Source organism: Haloferax sp. ATB1, from assembly GCF_000730175.1.
In genome coordinates, this window is sequence record NZ_JPES01000041.1 from 19,271 (window position 1) to 39,689 (window position 20,419).

A 20,419-nucleotide genomic window follows, 5' to 3' on the forward strand; every position below is an offset into this window, starting at 1 on the left:
ACAGAGATCGTAGCTCTCCTATCGACGCACCTTTGTCTTACCTCTCGGACGGAGAAACGGAGTTCTGGCACACCATCTGCTCTCCTTCGTCGTGAGTGGAGCGGTCGCTAGAACTGGAAAACGCTGTGCCCGAATCCGTCTGTACTCCGTTTTGAGACGACCCGTGAAGTGGTCTCGAGTGCAACTTCTCTTTTAATTAACCTACAGTAAATATGAGCCGACTATACTCGGCAGAGTATATAATATATTAGATGCGATACGTTATATCGTCTATGGCACCTGATAATGAAAGCCGATCTATAGTTGACTCCATCGTCGAGAACAATTTATACCTAGTAACTGGATTAGGCGTTATCGTCGCGGCTTGGGTGTTGTTGAACTGGTCTACGCTCCCGCTCCTTCAGCGACTGGTCGGGTTGTTCTTCGTTGCCACGGTCCTCCACCTCTGGGAAGAGGGCAAAATACCCGGTGGATTCACGGATCTGATAGCGGAACAGCTAGACTTCGTTTCCGACAACCAACACTTCGGCGAGATCATCACCGTTACGTACGTGTTGTTCATCACCTTGGTACCGCTGTTTTTCCCCCAGGTGGTCTTCTTAGCCATGGCACCGATGATGCTGGGTGTCGTAGAAGTCGTTGCCCATCTCGCCATGATCAGGATGTTCGATTTGGACCGCTTTTACTCTCCGGGCCTCTTGACTGCCGTATTCCTCATGCTGCCTATTTCGGTCGTTGGCATCGTCTACACGCTGAGACAAGGCCTGTTGGAACCCCTACAGTGGGTGTTCTCGATAGTGTACATGTTGGCGGGGTTGATGTTAGCGCAACAGGTTGTGATCCGTATGAGCGGCATGTCGTACGCGGAGTTCCTGGAAAACGTCCGAAAGAGTCTGTTCAAATCGAGTCAGTAGTTTGAGAGCAGGGATGTCGGGGGAAGATATTTTCGCGGTCCGCGTTACTACCGTCGCAGGAGGCCGACTTCTGAGGGGGGAAACCGAGCGACTGCTCGACTGGATGAATAACACTTCCTTGGTATTTTATTTATTAATACACCGACTATAGTCGGGTCAATTTACACTATAAAGGAGGGCGTCTACATCATCGTGACCGTTACAGCAAGCACTCACAGTGCGGTGGCCCCAGCAGTGGGGCTGAATGACCTCTTCGACCGCAATTTCGCGGTACTCTCTGCGAGCGATAGAATCACCACCGGTAACATTCGTGGAGAGAGTTTTTCGACGATTCGAGATTCGACATCGAACACGGGATCCGGAATACACGCCCACATGTCGCTCGGAAAAACCAGCGAGGAGGCACAGTAATGCCCTTCACGTGGTTCGACCTCCATTGGCCGTGGATCGGGTTGGGGCTCTCAGTCATCCTCCTCGTCCTCCTGTTCGCGACGGATCTCTTCCGAAGCGAACCGAACACGTCCCGCTGGCGAGACCCGGTGTGGCTCGCCTGGCTAGCACCCGCCTCCTACATGATCCACCAGTTCGAGGAGTACGGCATCGACGCGCTGGGTCGGACGTTCGCGTTCCCGGATCTCCTGTGCGCCAGTTTCGGGATGGCGCCGTATCCCGAGTGTAGCGTCCCCACGGCTACGTTCGTCGCCATCAATATCTCGATAATCTGGGGAGCGGGCCTCGTCTGCGGGCTGTTGAGCTGGAAGCATCCCCTCGTCGGACTCAGCGTGTACGCCATTCACGGTACGAATAGCCTGTCTCATCTTGAACTAGCTGTTGTCACGGAGACCTACAACCCCGGCTCCGTTACCTCGGCGGTCATCCTTCTGCCTCTGTTCAGTTGGGTCGCGTACGCGATGTCCGACCGCGAAGACGTGGGCAAGTCCGGCATCGCCACGCTGTTCGGTGCTGGGATTCTGTACACCGTTGTGTTGTTAGGGTCTCTCAGACTGTTCGCTAACGGCGTTATCTCGGGTGACGTGGTGGTGGCCATCCAAGTCGTCAACCCGGTGGTGGTGATTGCCATCCCCTGGCTGAAGGAGAACTGGAGCCACTCGTCAGAGGTGCACCACGCCGATTGATGCAAGTAGGATAGGCGCGGAGCGGGTCCGAGCGTTCGTCTACCGTATCTGGTACAGCCCTGACTGTATTGAGCAGTAGACGGGTACTTGGGCATGTGGTGGTCAACCTCTTGTTGTGGCTTCGACACGTGAGTCCCACCATACTGTCTTCCGCCACATCGTCTTAACGGTCGTACACCGACTGACCACGTATGAGTCTAGCCCACTGTTCAATCGCTCATCCCCCACGCTTGAATCAGACGCTCGCCTCGTCGTAGAGGCGAGGTTCAAATAGGACGAACACAAAGGCGTCGAATGACTCTGGTGAATTACCATATTGCAGTTGGTTTCACTTTGCTGCGGCACGCTTGGTATTGTGAACAATACACTTTACGACGAGTTCACGGAATTTTCGGTAGCACGTTCGCACGGTGTCGCGGTGCGTGCGTTTGATGACGAGAAGACGATCTCACACATCGATCGTAGCGGTAGCGAGGCCCATCGGACCGCGCGCTATGCGCGTTGACTGTAGTGCAATTTCACGGTAAGCTCATATGTAGCAGATTGGTTATCTCAAAGAGTAGATTTGATAGCATGTCTGAGTGCTTTCGCCCAGTCTTCTGAAGTTCACTACGTGGCTAAAACAAAGGTACTGTGTCAACTTGTCCTCCGAGACACCTTGGTGCGGTGAGAACTACCGTCACGCCACGACGCGTAACTTCGCAGGTGTAGACAGAAACGCCACCATCTACGTATTCGCTGTCACCGTGGACGACAAATTGCTGTCCCGTTCGGCAGTCAACGGTGGTGAAGACCGGTGGTTTGTCTCCCCGCTTAAAGAACTGGTCAAGGCTACGCTGAACGCCTACCTTATTCAATTCATGGCAATGAATCGATGTTCTATTCGCTAGCGTTCGTTCTTTGGAACCTCACGATTCTGGCTTGAGATGACGTTCTGACGTCCAATACAGCGCGTCGACCGCAAGCGTGTCAGCTACGGACACTATTTTTGCTTCTAGTGTCTGTGGTGTAACCCCTGAGAGACCACTATGTGCGAGGACGATGTGCTGGATATGCGTAGACAGGTCGCACTTGGCCAGGAGATAGACACTATAATGTGGGTGGGGAAGGAGTTCGTGGTCGGATCTGAGCGCACCATCAACCATCTCGAATGGCTTACTCACGTCGTGAAGGAGTGCTCCCGCGACGAGGTCGTCACGTCTAATCTCCAGGCTCGACTGGCTCGTGGTCAGCGAATCGCAGATGGTGAGTGCACATTGGAGCACGTCGCGTACGTGTGCGACTAACTCGTAGGAACCCACGACGGCTTCGTGTGGTGGCCACCACGGTACGTTGCTGATGTGATCGAATTCACTCTCTGAAATCGCGGTCTCCCAGGCGGCGACGACTTGAGCCCGCACGTCTTCGTCCTCGATTATGGAAACCTCTGGAAACGTATCCTCAAATTGTATCATAGGTTCTATATTTGCCGAAGCCGTTCTTGGAGTGTCTTTTGAGCAGCTTCTAGTTCCCCACCGATGCGAAGAATCTGGTATCCGTCGTCGATTGCCTCCGTTGCTGCTGCTGGGTCGTGCGTGATCCGACCGACTGGGACACCGACGTTAAGGCAGGCATCACGGATCGCTTCGACCTGTTGAACCACGTCTGGATGGGAGTTGTTGGTTGGGTGTCCCATCTGCACAGACAGGTCAGACGGTCCGATAAAGACGAAATCGAGCTCTGGGACTGCGAGGATTTCGTCGAGTTCGTCGACGGCAGACATCTTTTCGATCATCACACCGAGGCAGATCTGTTCGTCCTCGGTCTGGACGTAGTTTTCGGCGTGTCCCCACGATTTCGACCGGCCACTTGCCATCCCGCGCTCACCCGGCCCATCCCCGTAGACAAACCGAGTTGCCTTGACCGCTTCTCTAACCTCTTCGGCGGAGTCAACACGCGGAATCAGTAGGTTCCGTACACCTGCGTCGAGGACCTTTCTGATGAGTGGAGGATCACCCGATGGCAGTCGAACTAACAGTTCTGTCCCGCCGAGTTCTGCCGCTCTCGTTAGACCTTCGAAAACTGTGCTATCGTACGGGCTTGGACCTGTGTGTTCGAAATCAAGCCATATGAAGTCGAGGCCGAGCCCACCCAAGATTTCGACGACGGTTGGGGAAAACGTTGCGGCTCGTGCACCAAGAACGAACTCGCCGTTCTCGATACTCATCCGTAGTGAGTTCTGCTGATCCATCTGTCGAATGTTGCACTCTCACGATGGATAATATAGTTATTGGGCGGAAGGCCCGTTCCGGCCGCGTTCTGCACGCTAACGGTGGGTGGACCGTCTTCCGCTCTAGCTCGATTGGTGGATTATTCGCTGCCCGAGACGGCTTGGAATCTGCGTCCGTCGGGGTCGCGGAAGTTGCAGATGGTTCGACCGGTCTTCTCGACGTAGTACGGGTCAACCACATTTTCGACACCTTCCTCGCGGAGGTCTTCTGCAACACCTTCTACATCGTCAGCGGCGAAGGCGATATGGTTGATTCCTGGCACTTCCTCACCTTCGACAGTATGAACTTCGAAGATTGGACCGTCACCGTCGGCTGGTTGGAGCTCGTACGAAGTCCCGTGGTGTTCGGTCTGCCGGAGTTCCTCATAACCGAGTTTTTTGAGGAATCCCGCCATCTCTTCTGCGTTACTAGCCTCTATCTCGATATGGTCTATCTTACCAAGCACAATATTTCTTCAATGCCGATTTATTTATTTCTTGTGCTTCCTGCAACCGTGGTTTCCGCACACGGAGTCGGGTGTTTCTTCTCATACCACACATCCTCTCACCCTGTCTCTTCCTGTTAGATGTGGTTGGTGACTTCGTGCTACAGAGATGACGACGGAATGAGCCTACGCTTCGAAACTTTAACCACCCAGTACTGAGACTCACAAGCATGGAACTGACTGACAGTGTGTACGTCTTCCAGTTCGACACAGAGTACTTTGGAAACGACCGTACCTGGCACCCGGTTGGGGTCGAAACCGGGCGGGGGATAGTCCTATTCGACGTGGGTGGCCCCGGTGACGCAGACAAACTCGAAGCGGCGATGGAAGCTGATGGATTCTCTTTCGACGACGTCGACAAGATCGTTCTAACGCACCACGACTACGACCATCTCGGCTGTCTGGCTGAGGTGTACGAACGGGCGTCTGCTGAGGTTGTCGCCCACAAGAAGGCAGCACCGTACGTCACCGCTGAGATTCGGATGCTCAAGCGGCCGGAAGAGCCGTACCCAGGTGTTCCGGTCGACCTCCAGTTGACCGATGGGGAACGATTCCAGACGAGCGCTGGGACTGTTCAGGCCATCTTTACCCCCGGTCACGCGCCTGGGCACCTCGTCTTCTATCTCAAAGATGCCGGGGTGCTCATCGCAGGCGATCTCCTTCGGTCGGATGGCGAATTCCTGGGCGGACCCAAGCGGTCTGTCACACCCGACCTCGCGACGTCTCGAGACGCTATCGGGACACTCACCGAACTCGACGTCGAACAAATCGTCTGTTTCCACGGCGGACCCATCGAAGCGACAGGCGCAGACATCCAGCGTGTCTACGACGGACTCCTCGCTGAAGTCAGCGGCAACGCCAACTGAACACGATTCGCGGGACGGCGACTGTCTCCGCCGCGTTCTTTTATTATCACACTCCAACGACCTCGTCAGCCTCGCAGGTGGATTGTATCCAACTCGTCACAAGAGAAATGCACTCCAATACTGTGTTGGGTTTGTTGGGCAGACGCCGTTCTCAAGCAACCTCACAGATTCGACGTCGACAAAATGAGGAGGTTCGGTTAGCTCCGCCAGCGGAACAGATAGGTTTCTAGTGGCTTCAGGACGCCGTATTCGATGGTGAGCACGACGACGATAAACGGGATGAGGTACGCGAACACCATGACGAGTTCACCCTGGTCAAAGTAGTACCGGAACATAGCGCCAATACCGGCCGAGAGGCCAAATACCTCTGCGAGGACGACCATCTTCCAGACCATCCCGAGGATATAGCGATAGCTTCCGAAGAGGTACGGGAGGAGATGGGGGATGTAAATGTGTCTCCACACCATGACCTTGCTTGCGTCGAACGCATCTGCCATCGTCAATAGATCGACGTCTACGTCCTTCGATCCCTCCCACATATTGACCATCCCGAACGGGGTCGACGCCACGACGACTGCAAAGATGACGGCGGTTTCACTGAAGTTGAACCACACCATCGACAGCAGGATAATAACCACGGTCGGTGTCGTCATCCAGAACGGTAACCAATTAGAGATACTGTCTTCGACGAGGTCGTTCGTCGACATGAGGATGCCACCGGCCATGGCGACGAGCAGTCCAACCGTGCTAGAGATGAACGCGCGCTGAAGCGTCAACTGAAGGTGGTCTAGCGCAGTGAGTCCTCTGAAGTCCTCAGTAGTGAGTATCGTCACAACTTGTTGGAATGTCGCCCCCGGCGATGGAAGCTGGCTGGGATTCGCGATGAGCGTCGCCGCGACGTACCAGGTGAGGATGATGACGGTGAGCGGGACCAGAATCTGCTTTACCCGCGTGAGGATCCGACTGGGGAGGTTCTCTGGTAGAGCGTCAAATCCGGAGTCTAACGAGGTGATGACTCCATCGTCGACTTCCGACGTCACGTTAGTCTCCCCCATTAGCATCCACCGCGACGCCGTCTCGGGCTGTCCCGGCTTTGAGAGACTCCATGTGGTCGAAGAACTCGTCCATGAGGTCAGACTCTAACTGGAGAAGTTCCGAGTCATCTGGGTCTCGTGGTCGCGGAATATCGACGCTCACCTCGTTAAAGATTTCGCCGTTCGTGTCGAGGAAGATAATCTCGTCAGAGAGATACACTGCCTCGCTGATGTCGTGTGTGACGAATATTATCGTCTTGCCGGTTTCTTGCCACAGTTCGATGAGGTCTTGTCGAAGGTTACGAGCAGTAAGTTCGTCCAAATCACTGAAGGGTTCGTCCATCAGGAGAATCTCGGGGTTGACCGCCAACGCCCTCGCAATGCCGACGCGCTGCCGCATACCACCGGAGAGGCGAAGCGGGTACGTCTTCCTCTCGGATGCGAGCCCGACAGTTGAGAGCGTCTCGTCAATCATTGAGTCATGTTCCGTCTTCGGGACGTTCTGCGCGTTCAGCGCGAACTTGATGTTGTCTTCGACACTCCGCCAGTTGAGCAACCGAGGCTCCTGGAAGACGTATGCGATCGGTAGTTCTTTCGGGTCGATAGTTTCGCCACGCCAAACTATCTCACCCGACTGGTACGTGTGCAATCCGGCGAGGATATTCAACAGCGTCGACTTCCCACAGCCGGACGGTCCCATGATACTTGTGAACGACCCCTCTTCGACAGTCGCGGTGATGTCATCTAGGACGACGAAATTGTCGCCACTCTCCGATTCGAACGTCTTCGTGATGTTATTGAATTTGAGTTCCATTTTATGCTCTCCTCTCTACTTCTTCTTCGAGCTCAGGGCGCCACGCGAACGAACGGTCTTCGAGTCGCTTGAACCCTCGCTCCACACCATACATCAAGACCATTACCGGAACTGCCCAGGCGATAATCATATCGGCTCTGAGGGTTTGGAAGTAGTAGCTAACCACGTATCCGACCCCACTCGTGGCGCCGAACACTTCAGCGACGAGCGCAATCTTCCACGAGAGAGCAAACGCGAGTCGCGCCGATGAGAAGAGGAATGGCAGGAGGTGCGGGATGTGAATATGCTGCCACTCCTGAATTCGTGACGCGTCAAACGTATCCGCCATTTCGACGAGTTCGTGATCTACTGACTCGGCCCCTTTCCAGATGTTCACCGCCACGTATGGTGTGACCACGAGGGCAATCACGAGGATGTGGACAGTGTAATCAGTGATGCCAAACCAGAGGATTCCCATAAATGCCCAGACGACTGCTGGAAACGTCATTATCGCCATCACCGGTGCGGTGAGATATTCTTCTACGGGTTTGTAGATTCCCATGGACACACCAAGTATGGTTCCGATTGACATGGAGATGAGGAACCCAAGTGCAATGCGGACGAGGGTCGGGACAACGTTACCCACAAATTCGAATTGATCGCTGTTCATAACCACGGTTACGATGTTTTCGAATAGTTGTCCTAAACCTGGAAAGACTGTTGGGTCGAACGAGAGAGATACGAATTGCCAAATGCCGAAGAACAGCAAGATGGCAACCACACTCGGATGAATGATTCTTTCGTTTAGTTTCCGGACGAGTGTGACCCCGAACAACGGTTGTTGTGACATGGATCTATATTCGTCCGTGGTCTAGTTGACTTTGTTCTCGAGGTCCTCAGTAGTGAGGAACTGGTCGGTGCCGGGTGCCGATTCGATACCGCCCTGTTCGGCGACGAGTTTCCAGAGGTCGGCATTCGCTTGCACCCACTCCTCGTTCCATTCAGTGGGGAATAGTTCGCCGTTGTTTACCATTTGGCGAACGACCTCAGTTTCACCTTCCGACGAAAGATCGATACCACCGACCGCCCCGTACTGACTAATTGCCGAGTCGAACTCGTCACGGAACAATTCGACTGCCTCGGCCCAGCCCTCCCAGAAGTCTAAGACTGCTTGGGGGTTGCTCTCGAGGAAGTCATCGTAAACACCGAACATCGTGACCGATGGGGGGTAGCCGGATTGTTCTTTCCACTGGGGTACAGGGTCGTAGATGGAGCGCAGATCGTCATTTGCGAGCGCCTTAATTGTCGAAGAAGTGAACAGAAGCGCAGCGTCAACCTCCTTTCCTTCGTCGAGGAAGTTGTACAGCGTCGACGTTGAGGAGTCAACGATCTCTTCTGGATCGTTCAAGAGGTCGAAACCAAAGAGTTCTGCCCATTGTGCCACGTAGTATCGCGTCGTCGATGAACCACGGCCGGGGACACCGAGGACTTTGCCCTCAAGGTCTTCTGGCTTCTCGATATCAGAACCAGCAGGAACGAAACACTGGTTGATGAAATTCATCGTCTGTCCGAAGCACTTCACTGGTGTGTCTCCTGCCAGATTCGTTGCCATCGGTAATGAGGACAGAGGAGATACTCCCGTCGCGAGGTTTTGAGAGAATGTTCGAGTGAACTTTCCGAACCCAGTAACCTCCATCTTGAGGTCAATGCCACGGTCTTCCCAGAGGTTCTGTTCTCGCCCGTAGAAAAACACGGGGACGAACATGGAGCCTTCGAGGTTCATCGTTTTAATCTGAGTCAAATCATCGCTGCCCGACCCATTCCCGTCAGAGGAACTACTGGAACCGGTACAACCCGCGAGTGCAGCCGTTGCGAGCGATGCTCCACCTGCGATGACGCTTCGTCGGTTGACCCTAGGACTGACTTCTGCAAGATTGTTATTGCCAAACATGCTGTCGTGACTCCAAGTTAATAGTAATGATTAATAAATCTATTGGTGAGTGGGTGTCATCTTCTGCCAGACTCACCGAGGAGAACGATCTGAGCGCGCTTTATCCACGTCCAACGTCGAACTGTTCACCAGGATTCAGTTGTCTGTTGCGACACCAAGGTACTCGTCGGAGACTGCCTCACCCCGGAGGAGTGCGAGTGCGTTATTCGTGAGAGTATCGATGGCAGTTTCACGGTACTCCTGAGTCATAGCCGCGGTGTGGGGTGTCGTTACTACGTTTGAGAGTTCGTGGAGTAGTGAATCCGACGGGAGCGGTTCTGTCTCGTGGACATCGAGACCGGCACCCATCAGGTCACCTGCAGTCAGCGCATCAACGAGCGCATCGGTCTGTACAATCGGCCCCCGTGCCGTGTTGACGAGAACTGATGAATCCTTCATCATCGCGAACTCCTCTGACCCGAACAGTCCACGTGTTTCAGGAGTAAGTTCGGCAGTCACACAAACTACATCACTTTCACGTAACACGCGCTCGAGCGATGTGAGTTCTGTTCCCGTTACTTCGCCATCGATCTCTCTCACATAGGGGTCAAAAGCCAATAATCGGGGTTCGAATCCGGCGAGTAATTTGGCTACCCGTCGACCGACGTTCCCGTAGCCGATCAGCCCCACCGTTTTCTCCCACACTTGTGTACCGAGCGGTGCTTCGTCGCGCCACTTCCCTGCCCGAAGCATATCTTGTGTCTCACTAATGCGGTGCGTCACGGCGAGAGCGAGGCCAACAGTATGTTCCGCAACGGATAGTGCGTTCATCCCAGGGGTGTGGGTAACCGTGACATTACAGTTGCGGGCCGTATCGAGGTCGATGTTGTCGATTCCAGTTCCAATCTTCGCGATCAAGTCGAGGTTGGTTGATTCGAGGACGTGCGCAGAGAGAGGAAGGCGCGACGTCGTGAAGACGACGTCGACCTCATTGAGCGCATCAATTAGTGCATCCTCGTCATTTGGACCGCCGATACTGAGGTCGACCATGCGGTCGACGTTCTCACAGAGTCGGTCACGTGGTTGGATATCTCGGTCTACAAGCCCGTGGTAAGCTGGCATCGAAACAAACAATGGAGGCCAAGTAATTACACGTTTTCATTGCTACAATGGACAGGAGCTGCAATACGTGGTTTAAGCCCATATTCCCCAGCATATTTCGACGTCAAAACGTGTCCGAATGTGCGATGCTCAGTTCGAGTTCGTTGACGAAACTCAGCAACGTCGTTCTAATATCTTCGTCGATCGGGTCACCTTTCATACGATGATACGGACCAGTTACGGAACACGCACCCAGCACTTTGCCATCGGGGGCGAGCGGAGCAGCAATGGCAACCAGCCCCTCGACGCTCTCACCCAAGTTGTACGCGTAGCCACGCTCACGGACCTGCGACAGCTCTTCCATAAACTGGTGCATATCAGTAATGGTGTTATCTGTTACTTTCGGTAATGGCCCACCCCCGAATATACGCTCCACCTTCTCACGCGTGTGTTGTGAGAGGATACATTTCCCCGCCGCGGTCTCGTGTGGATAGAGTCGTTTGCCAATTCGAGTGCGTGTGGGGACCCCCCGATTCCCGCTTTCTCGAAACAACGTCGTCGTCCGGTCGTTCTCAAGGACAGTATAGATACTCGTCTCATTGGTCTCGACAGCAAGTTCTTGCATTTTGTCCTTGATGATTCTAGAACCAGGATGATTGTATCGGAGTTGGCCACCGATATCCAGGAAACGAAGTCCAAGTCTGTATAGGTTCTCTTCTCGGACGACGTAACCACTTTGCTGGAGTGTCTTCAGGTGTTTAAACGTGCCACCTTTGGACAAACCTGCCTCAGATGCGACTTCAGTAACTGTTGCGGTGTTGAGTTTCTGGAGTGCATCGATGACGGTGTACGAAGTTTCGACTGATCCAATCGTCGGTGTTCCCCCTGACTGACCTTTTTTTGGAGTCGTGTCTTTATCCATGATACTTGGTAGTGTTGGATAAGCACTTAGTATTTTTTATCAAGAAACAACTATGATAATCGTTTACTACTGGGATACTTTGTCCCGCTCTTCAATCGAAAAACCGGTCCGCGTACCGACTGTGCCGCGAATCCGATTCTGAGATTGTTTCCTATCAGAAACCGATCTTCAACACTCAAGTTCCCGAGTAAGACCACTATAGATGGTTTTATTTGGATACATGGACAGAAATGAGTTCTGAAACATATGATTTATAAATTATTTTGTACACTAAATATTCATGATGGTGTTTACCACGAGGAAACAGAAAACGGTTGGCGCCAATAATATCTCGATGATGCGGGGAGACGGCCACAACCTGTCCTGCAGACAAGACACCTCAACGAGTCGATGATTGGAGAACTCTTCTTCAATCCCCTCCATAAAATTACTACACTAGTGTTGTAATGCTAATGTGGGCCGTAACACAGCGCACAGAGTGATGCATGTGGAACCATGCACACACGAGACATCTCAACGAGTCAATGATTGGAGAACTCTTCTTCGATCTCAGCCATAAAATTACTGCTCTAGTATTGTAATTCTGCTTTGGTCTGTAACAGAGCGCACAGACTGGTTTGTGAACCATACACCCAAATTGATTTCGTGTGGAGTCAAACCATCGAATAACCATAATATAGGTTCAATTTTCCATATTGGGAAAGGCTATTTGGCTCCAAGTTGCTGTGGTTGACTAAGTTGTTTGCGCAACTTCTGGAGAAATAGACAGATTCTGATAGCCATCGGTGGGAGGTGAAAGTAACTCATATTCTTTGCAGAGGCCGATAATGGCCTCTTGCAGCCAGAATGACTTCCTTTTCGCTCTCCTCGCTCACGCATTCACCGTTCACCCCTAAAGTAGAATCCGATCCAATGTTCGTAGCGGGGTGCGACCTCTACAGGTATTTCATGATTGGCACGTTCTATGTTTTCTCCTCATTCATAACTGCCGTTCTGATCTCCTCTGTTAAGTCTTCCACAGCGGAGGCTAGTGTTCCAGCAAGTTCTTCATCACTTGGTAGAAGGTAAGGAGGACCAAATAGATCTAATGCTCCCAAAATCTCTCCTCGTGGGTCTTTGACTGTCACAGCAATCCCACGTAGACCTTCTAATGATTCTTGATCGTTTATCGCATACCCCCGCTCTCGAGTACGCTCTAGTTCATTGAACAACTCCTCGCGGTCGGTAATCGTATTATCTTGCGTTTTCGGTAGGCCCCATTCATCCAGTATCCCCTCGACACGACTCTTGGAATATTCTGCAAGGATGGCCTTCCCACATGCAGAGTTGTGCATATGATAGTATTCACCAACCTGAAACCCATCTACTGATGAACCTGTTGATTGGTCAAATAGAACGAGGATCCGGCCACTCTCTTCAACCGAAAAGCTAGACTGTTGGTTAGTCTTCTCAGCGATTTCTAATGCTTTCTGACGTATAAGCATATAGTCAGTTCTCTCTCGAGCTTGTTTTCCAAGGTGGAATAGTTTAATACCTAGATGATATTCGCCGTCTATTTTTGTAATATATCCACTTTCTTCAAGGGTTTTGAGATGAGTATAAAGAGTGCTCTCATGGAGATTCATGTATTCAGAGATAGTAGTGAGTTTCGCCCCATCGAGATCGTTAATAGCATCAACAACTTTTAATGATATCGCGGTTGTTTTTCTCCGTTCTGAATTCATAATTTTTCCACATTAGAAAGTAAGTGCCATACGCTATAGACATACTGGTTTAGTGCAACAATTCAAAGTGGGAAACATACCTGGGTGAAGACAGGCCGTATTGAAGTGTGTCTATTCTCAGCGTAAGCATCAGGTCCACTCGGTGACTCGAATCAAGGACGAAGTCAGCTTAGTTGCGTCGCTACCTATGGTGTCAACCAATAAAAAGCGAACCACACGGGCGACTCGGCGAAGGAGCGTGTGAGCTCGCGTCAGTCGAGAAGCGGTTCGTCGCGGACGGTGGCGGCGTAGCGGTCGCCCTCGTATAGCACCTCGAGTTCTGTTCCCGGTTCCGCGTACTCCGGCGGGAGATACGTATAGATGACACAGGAACCAACGGTGTACCCATACTCAGCGCTGTGGACATAGCCGATAGTCTCGTCGCCATCGAGTACCGGCCGGTGTGCGAGGACGGTCGCGTCCTCGTCGTCCAACGTCAAACAGGCGACCTTGTGCTCTATGTTATCTCCATTGGCTGCTGCAGCGACAGCCTCCTTGCCGATGAAGTCTGTGTCGAGATCAACAGCCCACCCGAGCCCAGCCTCGTAGGGATTGTGCTCAGTATGGAGATCTTGCCCCCAGAGTCGGAATCCTTTCTCGATTCGTAGGGCGTTGAGTGCTCCGTTTCCGTAGGGCCGGATGTCGTATTCTTCTCCGGCCGCCATAATGTGTTCCCAAAGTTGCTCACCGTACTCGGAGGGTGTGTAGAATTCCCACCCGAGTTCTCCTGCGTAGGAGACCCGAAGCGCCGTGACAGGCACGTTCTTAACGAAGAACTGTTGGCTCGTGAAGAAGGGGAACGCATCGTCTGAGAGGTCAACATCGGTTACCTTCGAGAGTACCTTCCTAGCATTCGGGCCGGTACAGACCATCGCAGCGAGGCTCGAGGTCACGTCGTTAACAACCACATCACTTGGTGCCTGCTCACGAACCCATGCAAGATGGTTGTTCCCGACCTCACGACCTGTTGTCAACACGAGGTACCGATCTTCACCGGTTCGAGTAACAGTAATGTCCGCTCGGACACCGCCTGCCTCGTTGCACATTAGGGTGTAACGAACATCGCCCACGTCAAGGTCCATGTTGTTCGTACAGAGATACTGGATGAACTCACCAGCATCACTACCGATGACCTCCATCTTGTTGAACGAGGTCATATCATGAAGACCGACATTGTTACGGACGTTTAGTGTCTCTGCACCCTCTATAGGTGACCAATATTCGCCCTCCCAACCTTCACGTTCCGGTATCTTATCGCCGTACTCAGCTAGGAGGTCCGCATTAGACTCGAACCACTGTGGTTCCTCCCAGCCAGCCTCGGCCCACAGTTCGGCACCGAGTTCCTTGTGACTGTGGTACATCGGTGTCCGCCGGATATCGCGCTGATGATCCGTCCAGACCCACTTGGGATGCATGATATTATAGACAATACGGTACTCTTCACCCCCGATATCGCGGGCAAAGTCCCAGCTTCCTTCGTGGTCATCGAATCGGTTGACGTCTGCGTGTGCAAGGTCAATCCGCTCGTTCTCCAGCCGTGGAACACCATTCTCCATCCACTCAGCAAGGGCTTTCCCAGCACCACCAGCATGAGTAACCCAGATACCTGTTGCCGTCCAGAGACCGTCGTACTCCTGAACCGGCCCAATCACGGGGAGACCATTTGGCGTCTCGGAGAACATCCCGTTGTATTTGTGTTCGAGTTCTGCTCCTTCGGTAGCTGGTAGGAGTTCGTCACTAGCCTGTCGCGGAGCCTTGTCCGGCCGGTCCGGATGGGTCGCGTTATCCATGTGATAGTCTGTGAACTCGTGAACAGACCCTTGTTCACCATCTGGCTCGTTGCCGCCGAGATCCTTTGGATTGGGAACGATTGGCTCGTGATTGTACGACCCGATGCCGTAAGCGTCCCCATGGGTACGGAAGTATAATGCGTTATCTTGATCGCGAAGAATTGGTCTATCAGGACTGGCAAGCAGGCGCTTAGCTTTCTCACCGGAGACATTCCGGTAATTCTCGAAGAGTGGATGGTTAGAGACATCAGTCGCGTTGTCAGCTAGCTCATCGAGTGACTCAGTAATTGTGTACTGATGTTCAACCGGTGTGATAGGGAGGTGAACGCCCAGCTTCTCGCCTAACTGCCGTGCCCAAATATTCGTCGCGATTACGACTTCGTTACAGTCGATTGTTCCTTTTTCAGTAATGACCGATTGGACCCCGTTGTGGTCCGTTTCAACGTCTTCGGTTCGTGTGTGTGGAACAAACTGGGCACCGTTCTCCATCGCCTCACGGGCTAAGGCGTCACAGGCAACGACACCAGAAACTTGGCCATCAGTCGGTGAGTAATATCCTCCTTTGATTTGGTCGCTGTCAACCAGCGGGAGTTTTTCTTCTACTTCTTCCGGCGTAAGTATCTCAGGGTCCGGGACCCCCCAAGATTTTGCCCACTCGACGCGCCGTTGTAGATAGTCCATCCGTTCATCAGTTCGTGCGACTTCGATCCCACCAACTTCATTGTATGCTTGTTCACCATCCTGTCCTTCTAAGTCCGAGTACAGTCTTCGGCTATACCGTGCGAACTTGCTGAGGATCTTTGGCTCGTCAGTCTGAAACATGATACCCGGTGCATGGGTCGAAGATCCACCGGTGGTTGGCATTGGACCTTGGTCGACCACGACGACGTCATCTCGGCCAAGTTCAGTCAGTTGATATGCAAGGTTACAACCGACGATCCCAGCACCGACAATAACAGTATCTGCCTCTGCCGGTAGGTTGGCATTTGTGCTCATAAACGACGTAAGTAGTTTACATACAGCAACAAATATAGCTTCCGGTAACCATGATATCTGTTACAAATGATGGACTAGACCGTTCAGCATGAATTTCCGACATCGCTCGAAAAGTACCCCAACATTGGCCTTAACGTGAGTGAGAAGCAATCGAGGTCTACTGAACCGACGTATTAAATTCTTCTTAAAGAACTACCGAAATGAAGGGAACGAGTAGAGAAGAGTCAGTTAGTCGTAGATGGGATACTCTTGAGTCAGTTGATCTATTTTACGGCTAATATTGGATGCTAACTCCTCATCGTCAGGGTTGTCGAGGAGGTCAGCGATGTAGTTCGCCACGTCTTTGATTTCAGGTTCTGTGAAGCCACGAGTTGTGACTGCTGGCGTCCCAATGCGGATGCCACTTGTGACGAACGGTGATCTGCTTTCTCCAGGCACGGTGTTTTTATTAATAGTTATCCCAACCGATTCTAACCGCTCTTCAGCGTCTTTTCCAGTTACGTTGGGATGTGAATCCCTGAGGTCAACTAGCACTAGGTGTTTGTCTGTTCCGCCGCTCACTACCGAGAGACCTCGATCCTGGAGGGTCTCTGCGAGACATTTGGCGTTGGCAACCGTTTGTTTAGCATATTCTGTGAACTCCTGTTGCAAAGCCTCTTTGAAGCCAACGGCTTTGCCGGCGATGTTGTGCATAAGGGGTCCTCCCTGACCACCAGGGAAGATTGCTTTATCAATTGTTTCAGCGTACTCTTCATTCGTTAAAATCATTCCACCTCTTCCTGCTCGGATGGTTTTGTGGGTGGACCCGGTGACAAAGTCGGCGATACCGACAGGGTTGGTATGAATATCAGCAGCAACCAGACCAGTAATGTGCGCGATATCAGCTAGGTGATACGCATCGACGGAAGCGGCAACACGACTGATTCTCTCGAAATCAAATTCACGAGGATACGCTGACGAACCACTAACAATTAGGTCTGGATCAAACTCGTGAGCAGCCGACTCAAGTTCATTGTAGTCGATGTACCCAGTCTCTGGGTCGACGCCGTACTGCTCAACCTCATAGAACTGCCCAGAGAAATTGACGTGATGTCCGTGCGAGAGGTGGCCGCCATGATTCAGATTTAACGAGAGAATTTTGTCACCAGGGTTCAATACGGCGAAATAGACTCCCATGTTTGCTTGTGTCCCGCTGTGGGGTTGGACATTAGCATGTTCGGCATCGTACAGTTGCTTTGCCCGGTCAATGGCAGCCTGCTCAATCGTATCCATGTGCTCACAGCCACCGTAGTACCGTGAATTTGGATAGCCCTCTGCGTATTTGTTGGTGAGGACACTCCCTTGAGCTTCGAGAACTTCCTCTGAGACGTGATTCTCTGATGCAATCATCTCTAGGTTGTTCTCTTGTCGGTTCTCCTCTGCGGAGATTGCGTTCGCTACAACTGCGTCTGTTTCAGCAAGGTTGCTGTCCAGCATACAAGGCTCAATCAGGTGCAGTCTGATAATAGTTCGCATGTCTTATGGCGATTCACATGCTACTGGTTGCATGTGACTACACCAACCTTTTTGAAGATAGCAATTGGCTCTTAATGCGATGGTTCGAACAATATCGACAGAGGAAGCACCAGCAGCAGTAGGCGCGTACAGTCAGGCAACGACTGACAACAACTTGGTCTTCACAGCAGGTCAGATTCCTCTAACCGCGGATGGAGTGTTAAAATCTGATGCACCGATTAAGGTCCAAACAGAACTTGTCATGGAGAACATTCAGGCCGTGCTTGCTGCCGAAGGGCTGTCAATGAATGACGTCCTCAAGACGACAGTATTACTCGATAACATCGACGACTTTGAAGCGATGAATGAAATGTATTCATCTTACTTCGGCGAGAACCCGCCCGCCCGAAGCGCATTCGAGGCCGGGAGGCTTCCAAAAGGCGTCGGAATCGAGATTGAAGCAATTGCCGAGAAGAAGTAAACAAGCACCAACAGTAGTGGTGCCCTAGTAACGAGGGAGTCATAGAACGATTACCACACCAAAGAGCCGGGTAACGCTGGGACGGCATGTGCTCAGCAGCCCTGCAAGGTAATCCTTCGATAGAGTCGTTGCTCATTGTAGTAATAGGAGGCTCGCGTTGTTTGAGCACCTTTCCTTCGAGTTTCTCAACACCACCACAGTCGCGTTATCGGTACAGATGTCCTCATCGGTGCAACAGTTCTCTTCTTCGTCATCGTCGTTACCCCCGCACGCAGTTGATCGATGAGTTCGACTTGTTGGTTTTCGTCGAGCTTCTGGGAACGACTACCCCCGAGATTCAGATGAGTTTGCCAAGGCCTTCTTGGTTCCAGTGGTTGGTGGCGGTCCGTCAGATTTCCCAACGTCATCGGTGTCCTCCTTCAGCGTAGTACCCTTGTACAACCGTACGATGAACACGAGGCGTTCGGATTCCGTCTCATAGTCTGCATCGCCGAAGACAATCAAGGTCATCTTCACTCAGGTATCGTACATCATGAAAAGAAAATTGATGAAACACCAAAATTTAATGCAGGAACAGTTGAGAAACAATTGGTGACATATGACAGAAGAAGCAAGTACGTCACGTGAGGAGTGGGGTACCCGATTCGGGTTCATGATGGCGATGATCGGGGCAATGGTCGGTGCGGGCAACATCTGGCGGATGCCATATACGACCGGAATGAACGGTGGAGGTGCGTTTCTCCTTGCCTACATCATTCTACTGTACCTCATCGCCATCCCTGGTTTGATGGCTGAGACGATGATCGGTCGGTACACCGGGAAAGGCGTTATCGGGACGTTCAAACAGACATTCGACAATCAAACCCTGCGGGGACTTGGGTTCGTAGTGGTTATCGTTAACTTCGCGCTGATGACTTACTACCTCCCACTCGTTGGTGAGATCCTGTACTATGCGGTCCATTCGGTGCTTTTCACCTTTATGGACCCCACGTTCCAGCCAGAGCCATTCTGGAACAACTTCATCAACTCACCTATATTAACCGTTGGAACCCACACAGCGGTGGCAATCAGCGTAGCCGTCGTCCTATCTCTCGGGATCAAAGACGGGGTTGAGCGAATGGCGAAGTATATGATCCCACTAATGGCGATCTCGCTCGTTGCCGTCGCTATCCGTGGTGTGACCCTTCCAGGCGGCGTCGAAGGGTTGGCCTTCGCGTTCAATCCCGACTGGGAATACTTCCTTCGTGGCGAGACCTGGGTTGCAGCGTTAGGTCAGGCGCTTTTCTCCACCGGACTCGGATGGGGGGTCGCTCTGACCTTCGGGAGCTATCTGCGTAAGCACGACGATGTGCCACTCGGCGGGGCGCTGTTCACGGCCGTCGGGAATACCAGCATCGGTCTGCTCGCGATTTTCGCGGTCTTTCCTGTGGTATTCGCCTTCGGACTGGAGCCCACCGCGGGAACGAGCCTAGCGTTCATCTCGCTGGTCGAAGTCTTCCCACAGATGCCGGGCGGCGGCCTGTGGGCAATTGTGTTCTTTTTTGGATTCTTCTTCGCCGCGTTCAGCTCTGCGTTCGCACTTACTGAGCCAATGGTGACCACTCTCAGCGAGGAGTTTGGCTATTCGCGGAACCAGACCGTCGGGGGCGTGGCCTTCCTCATCTGGCTTCTGGGCATCCCGAGCGCGATTTCCCAGGACATCTTGGGGACGCTAGACTACATGTTCGGGAACTTCGGGTTGCCGATTGCTACTCTGGCTGTCATCACGCTCGTGGGGTGGAAGTTCCAGCCTGAACGTAGTCGCGTCCTTGAACTGAACCGAAACGCCGATATCTACATCGGCTCTTGGTGGAACCCGATCGTCCAGTACGTCATCCCGGCCGTGATGCTCTTCATCATAGCTTATGGTGCGGTGACGAGCCTTGGGTCCGAGAATGAGACTCTTATGTTTGGTGGCCTCGCGCTTATGACAATCATCGTTACTATAAGTCTGGGGCTGGCGCAAGTGCTGAATATGCGTACTGAAAACGAACGATCTCCTGTTTCGAGAGGTGACTGATTATGGCACTAGCACCAATCACGTGGGTCATGATACTCAGCTCGATCGTCTTCCTCTGGGGGGTCGGCGGCTGGGCGATGTATCGCACGCTGGTTGACGAGGATCGGAAGGTCAAGCTCATCGAGCGTCAGGGAACGATTGACACCTACTCCCCGACCGCCCTGCGGGAACTCAGGAATTGGATAGATGCCAACCCTGCTGACCCCTACCATGGAGAGGCGGTCTATCGCCACGACGAGTGTGTCGAGATTCTCCGAGAGAACGATGCGTCGTTCTATGATTGGACGGACGCAGAAATCGAGTCTTTCGAAACGATCGGGGAGGAATCGACGGACAACTGACGTCCACTCCCACCGTGCGTGTTCCTCGCTCTGTGTTTGAGCCTC

Annotated in this window: 18 protein-coding genes and 3 pseudogenes; 6 read left to right on the plus strand and 15 right to left on the minus strand. The window is 52.5% G+C overall.

Features of this window, described 5'->3' with window-relative positions; genetic code table 11:
- Positions 1-272 precede the first annotated feature (272 nt).
- Together ATB1_RS06655 and ATB1_RS06660 are read left to right on the plus strand one after the other, a co-directional pair.
- Positions 273-914: an HXXEE domain-containing protein gene (locus ATB1_RS06655; RefSeq protein ID WP_042662807.1), complete on the plus strand. Its 642-nt coding sequence runs from the start codon at positions 273-275 to the stop codon at positions 912-914.
- 410 nt (positions 915-1,324) lie between these two features.
- Positions 1,325-2,050, plus strand: coding sequence for an HXXEE domain-containing protein (locus ATB1_RS06660; RefSeq protein WP_052367800.1), 726 nt, complete (start codon positions 1,325-1,327; stop codon positions 2,048-2,050).
- Between the two features lie 328 nt (positions 2,051-2,378).
- Here the strand turns inward: ATB1_RS06660 and ATB1_RS20425 are convergent.
- From ATB1_RS20425 to ATB1_RS06675, 5 genes and pseudogenes are all read right to left on the minus strand, one after another.
- Positions 2,379-2,553 (minus strand): annotated as a pseudogene (locus ATB1_RS20425) (IS5/IS1182 family transposase); the annotation flags it as partial.
- A gap of 133 nt (positions 2,554-2,686) precedes the next feature.
- Positions 2,687-2,814, minus strand: a pseudogene (locus ATB1_RS24515) (IS1595 family transposase); the annotation flags it as partial.
- A 144-nt stretch (positions 2,815-2,958) separates the two neighbouring features.
- On the minus strand, positions 2,959-3,450 hold the full coding sequence (locus ATB1_RS06665; protein ID WP_157837723.1) for an HD domain-containing protein: 492 nt from the start codon (positions 3,448-3,450) through the stop codon (positions 2,959-2,961).
- A gap of 59 nt (positions 3,451-3,509) precedes the next feature.
- A complete protein-coding gene (locus ATB1_RS06670) occupies positions 3,510-4,256 on the minus strand; it encodes an HpcH/HpaI aldolase/citrate lyase family protein (RefSeq protein WP_241768109.1) in 747 nt (248 codons plus the stop codon).
- Positions 4,257-4,399: 143 nt separating this feature from the next.
- Positions 4,400-4,765, minus strand: coding sequence for a VOC family protein (locus ATB1_RS06675; RefSeq protein WP_042662812.1), 366 nt, complete (start codon positions 4,763-4,765; stop codon positions 4,400-4,402).
- Positions 4,766-4,974: 209 nt separating this feature from the next.
- Here ATB1_RS06675 and ATB1_RS06680 point away from each other — a divergent pair, with 209 nt between their 5' ends.
- Positions 4,975-5,670 (plus strand): MBL fold metallo-hydrolase, encoded by a 696-nt coding sequence (locus ATB1_RS06680; RefSeq protein WP_052367805.1) that lies wholly within the window; start codon positions 4,975-4,977, stop codon positions 5,668-5,670.
- A gap of 197 nt (positions 5,671-5,867) precedes the next feature.
- Here ATB1_RS06680 and ATB1_RS19790 read toward each other — a convergent pair whose 3' ends face one another.
- The 9 genes from ATB1_RS19790 to glyA form a co-directional block, all read right to left on the minus strand.
- Positions 5,868-6,710, minus strand: coding sequence for an ABC transporter permease (locus tag ATB1_RS19790; protein WP_157837724.1), 843 nt, complete (start codon positions 6,708-6,710; stop codon positions 5,868-5,870).
- A gap of 1 nt (position 6,711) precedes the next feature.
- Positions 6,712-7,518, minus strand: a complete 807-nt coding sequence (locus ATB1_RS06690; protein ID WP_042662813.1) for an ABC transporter ATP-binding protein — start codon at positions 7,516-7,518, stop codon at positions 6,712-6,714.
- A gap of 1 nt (position 7,519) precedes the next feature.
- Complete coding sequence (locus ATB1_RS06695; RefSeq protein WP_052367809.1) at positions 7,520-8,347, minus strand: ABC transporter permease; 828 nt, start codon at positions 8,345-8,347, stop codon at positions 7,520-7,522.
- 21 nt (positions 8,348-8,368) lie between these two features.
- Complete coding sequence (locus ATB1_RS06700; protein ID WP_042662815.1) at positions 8,369-9,280, minus strand: ABC transporter substrate-binding protein; 912 nt, start codon at positions 9,278-9,280, stop codon at positions 8,369-8,371.
- A 303-nt stretch (positions 9,281-9,583) separates the two neighbouring features.
- A complete protein-coding gene (locus ATB1_RS06705) occupies positions 9,584-10,549 on the minus strand; it encodes a D-isomer specific 2-hydroxyacid dehydrogenase family protein (protein WP_042662818.1) in 966 nt (321 codons plus the stop codon).
- Positions 10,550-10,652: 103 nt separating this feature from the next.
- Positions 10,653-11,450 (minus strand): IclR family transcriptional regulator, encoded by a 798-nt coding sequence (locus ATB1_RS06710; RefSeq protein WP_042662819.1) that lies wholly within the window; start codon positions 11,448-11,450, stop codon positions 10,653-10,655.
- A gap of 962 nt (positions 11,451-12,412) precedes the next feature.
- The gene (locus ATB1_RS20430) at positions 12,413-13,174 is read right to left on the minus strand and encodes an IclR family transcriptional regulator (protein WP_082256307.1); all 762 of its coding nucleotides are present in this window, start codon (positions 13,172-13,174) and stop codon (positions 12,413-12,415) included.
- Between the two features lie 251 nt (positions 13,175-13,425).
- Complete coding sequence (locus ATB1_RS06715) at positions 13,426-15,999, minus strand: FAD-dependent oxidoreductase (protein WP_042662820.1); 2,574 nt, start codon at positions 15,997-15,999, stop codon at positions 13,426-13,428.
- A gap of 228 nt (positions 16,000-16,227) precedes the next feature.
- Positions 16,228-17,475, minus strand: a complete 1,248-nt coding sequence (glyA, locus tag ATB1_RS06720) for a serine hydroxymethyltransferase (protein WP_042662821.1) — start codon at positions 17,473-17,475, stop codon at positions 16,228-16,230.
- Between the two features lie 118 nt (positions 17,476-17,593).
- On the opposite strand from glyA, the gene ATB1_RS06725 reads away from it, so the two are divergent.
- Positions 17,594-17,974 (plus strand): Rid family detoxifying hydrolase, encoded by a 381-nt coding sequence (locus ATB1_RS06725; protein WP_042662822.1) that lies wholly within the window; start codon positions 17,594-17,596, stop codon positions 17,972-17,974.
- Between the two features lie 263 nt (positions 17,975-18,237).
- Here ATB1_RS06725 and ATB1_RS23020 read toward each other — a convergent pair.
- A pseudogene (locus ATB1_RS23020) lies at positions 18,238-18,530 on the minus strand (IS630 family transposase); the annotation flags it as partial.
- Positions 18,531-18,572: 42 nt separating this feature from the next.
- Here ATB1_RS23020 and ATB1_RS06735 point away from each other — a divergent pair.
- Together ATB1_RS06735 and ATB1_RS06740 are read left to right on the plus strand one after the other, a co-directional pair.
- Positions 18,573-20,033 (plus strand): sodium-dependent transporter, encoded by a 1,461-nt coding sequence (locus ATB1_RS06735; protein WP_082256308.1) that lies wholly within the window; start codon positions 18,573-18,575, stop codon positions 20,031-20,033.
- A gap of 29 nt (positions 20,034-20,062) precedes the next feature.
- Positions 20,063-20,374 carry a hypothetical protein gene (locus ATB1_RS06740; protein WP_198526051.1) on the plus strand — a complete coding sequence of 104 codons (312 nt, stop codon included), beginning with the start codon at positions 20,063-20,065 and terminating at the stop codon, positions 20,372-20,374.
- Positions 20,375-20,419: the final 45 nt, after the last annotated feature.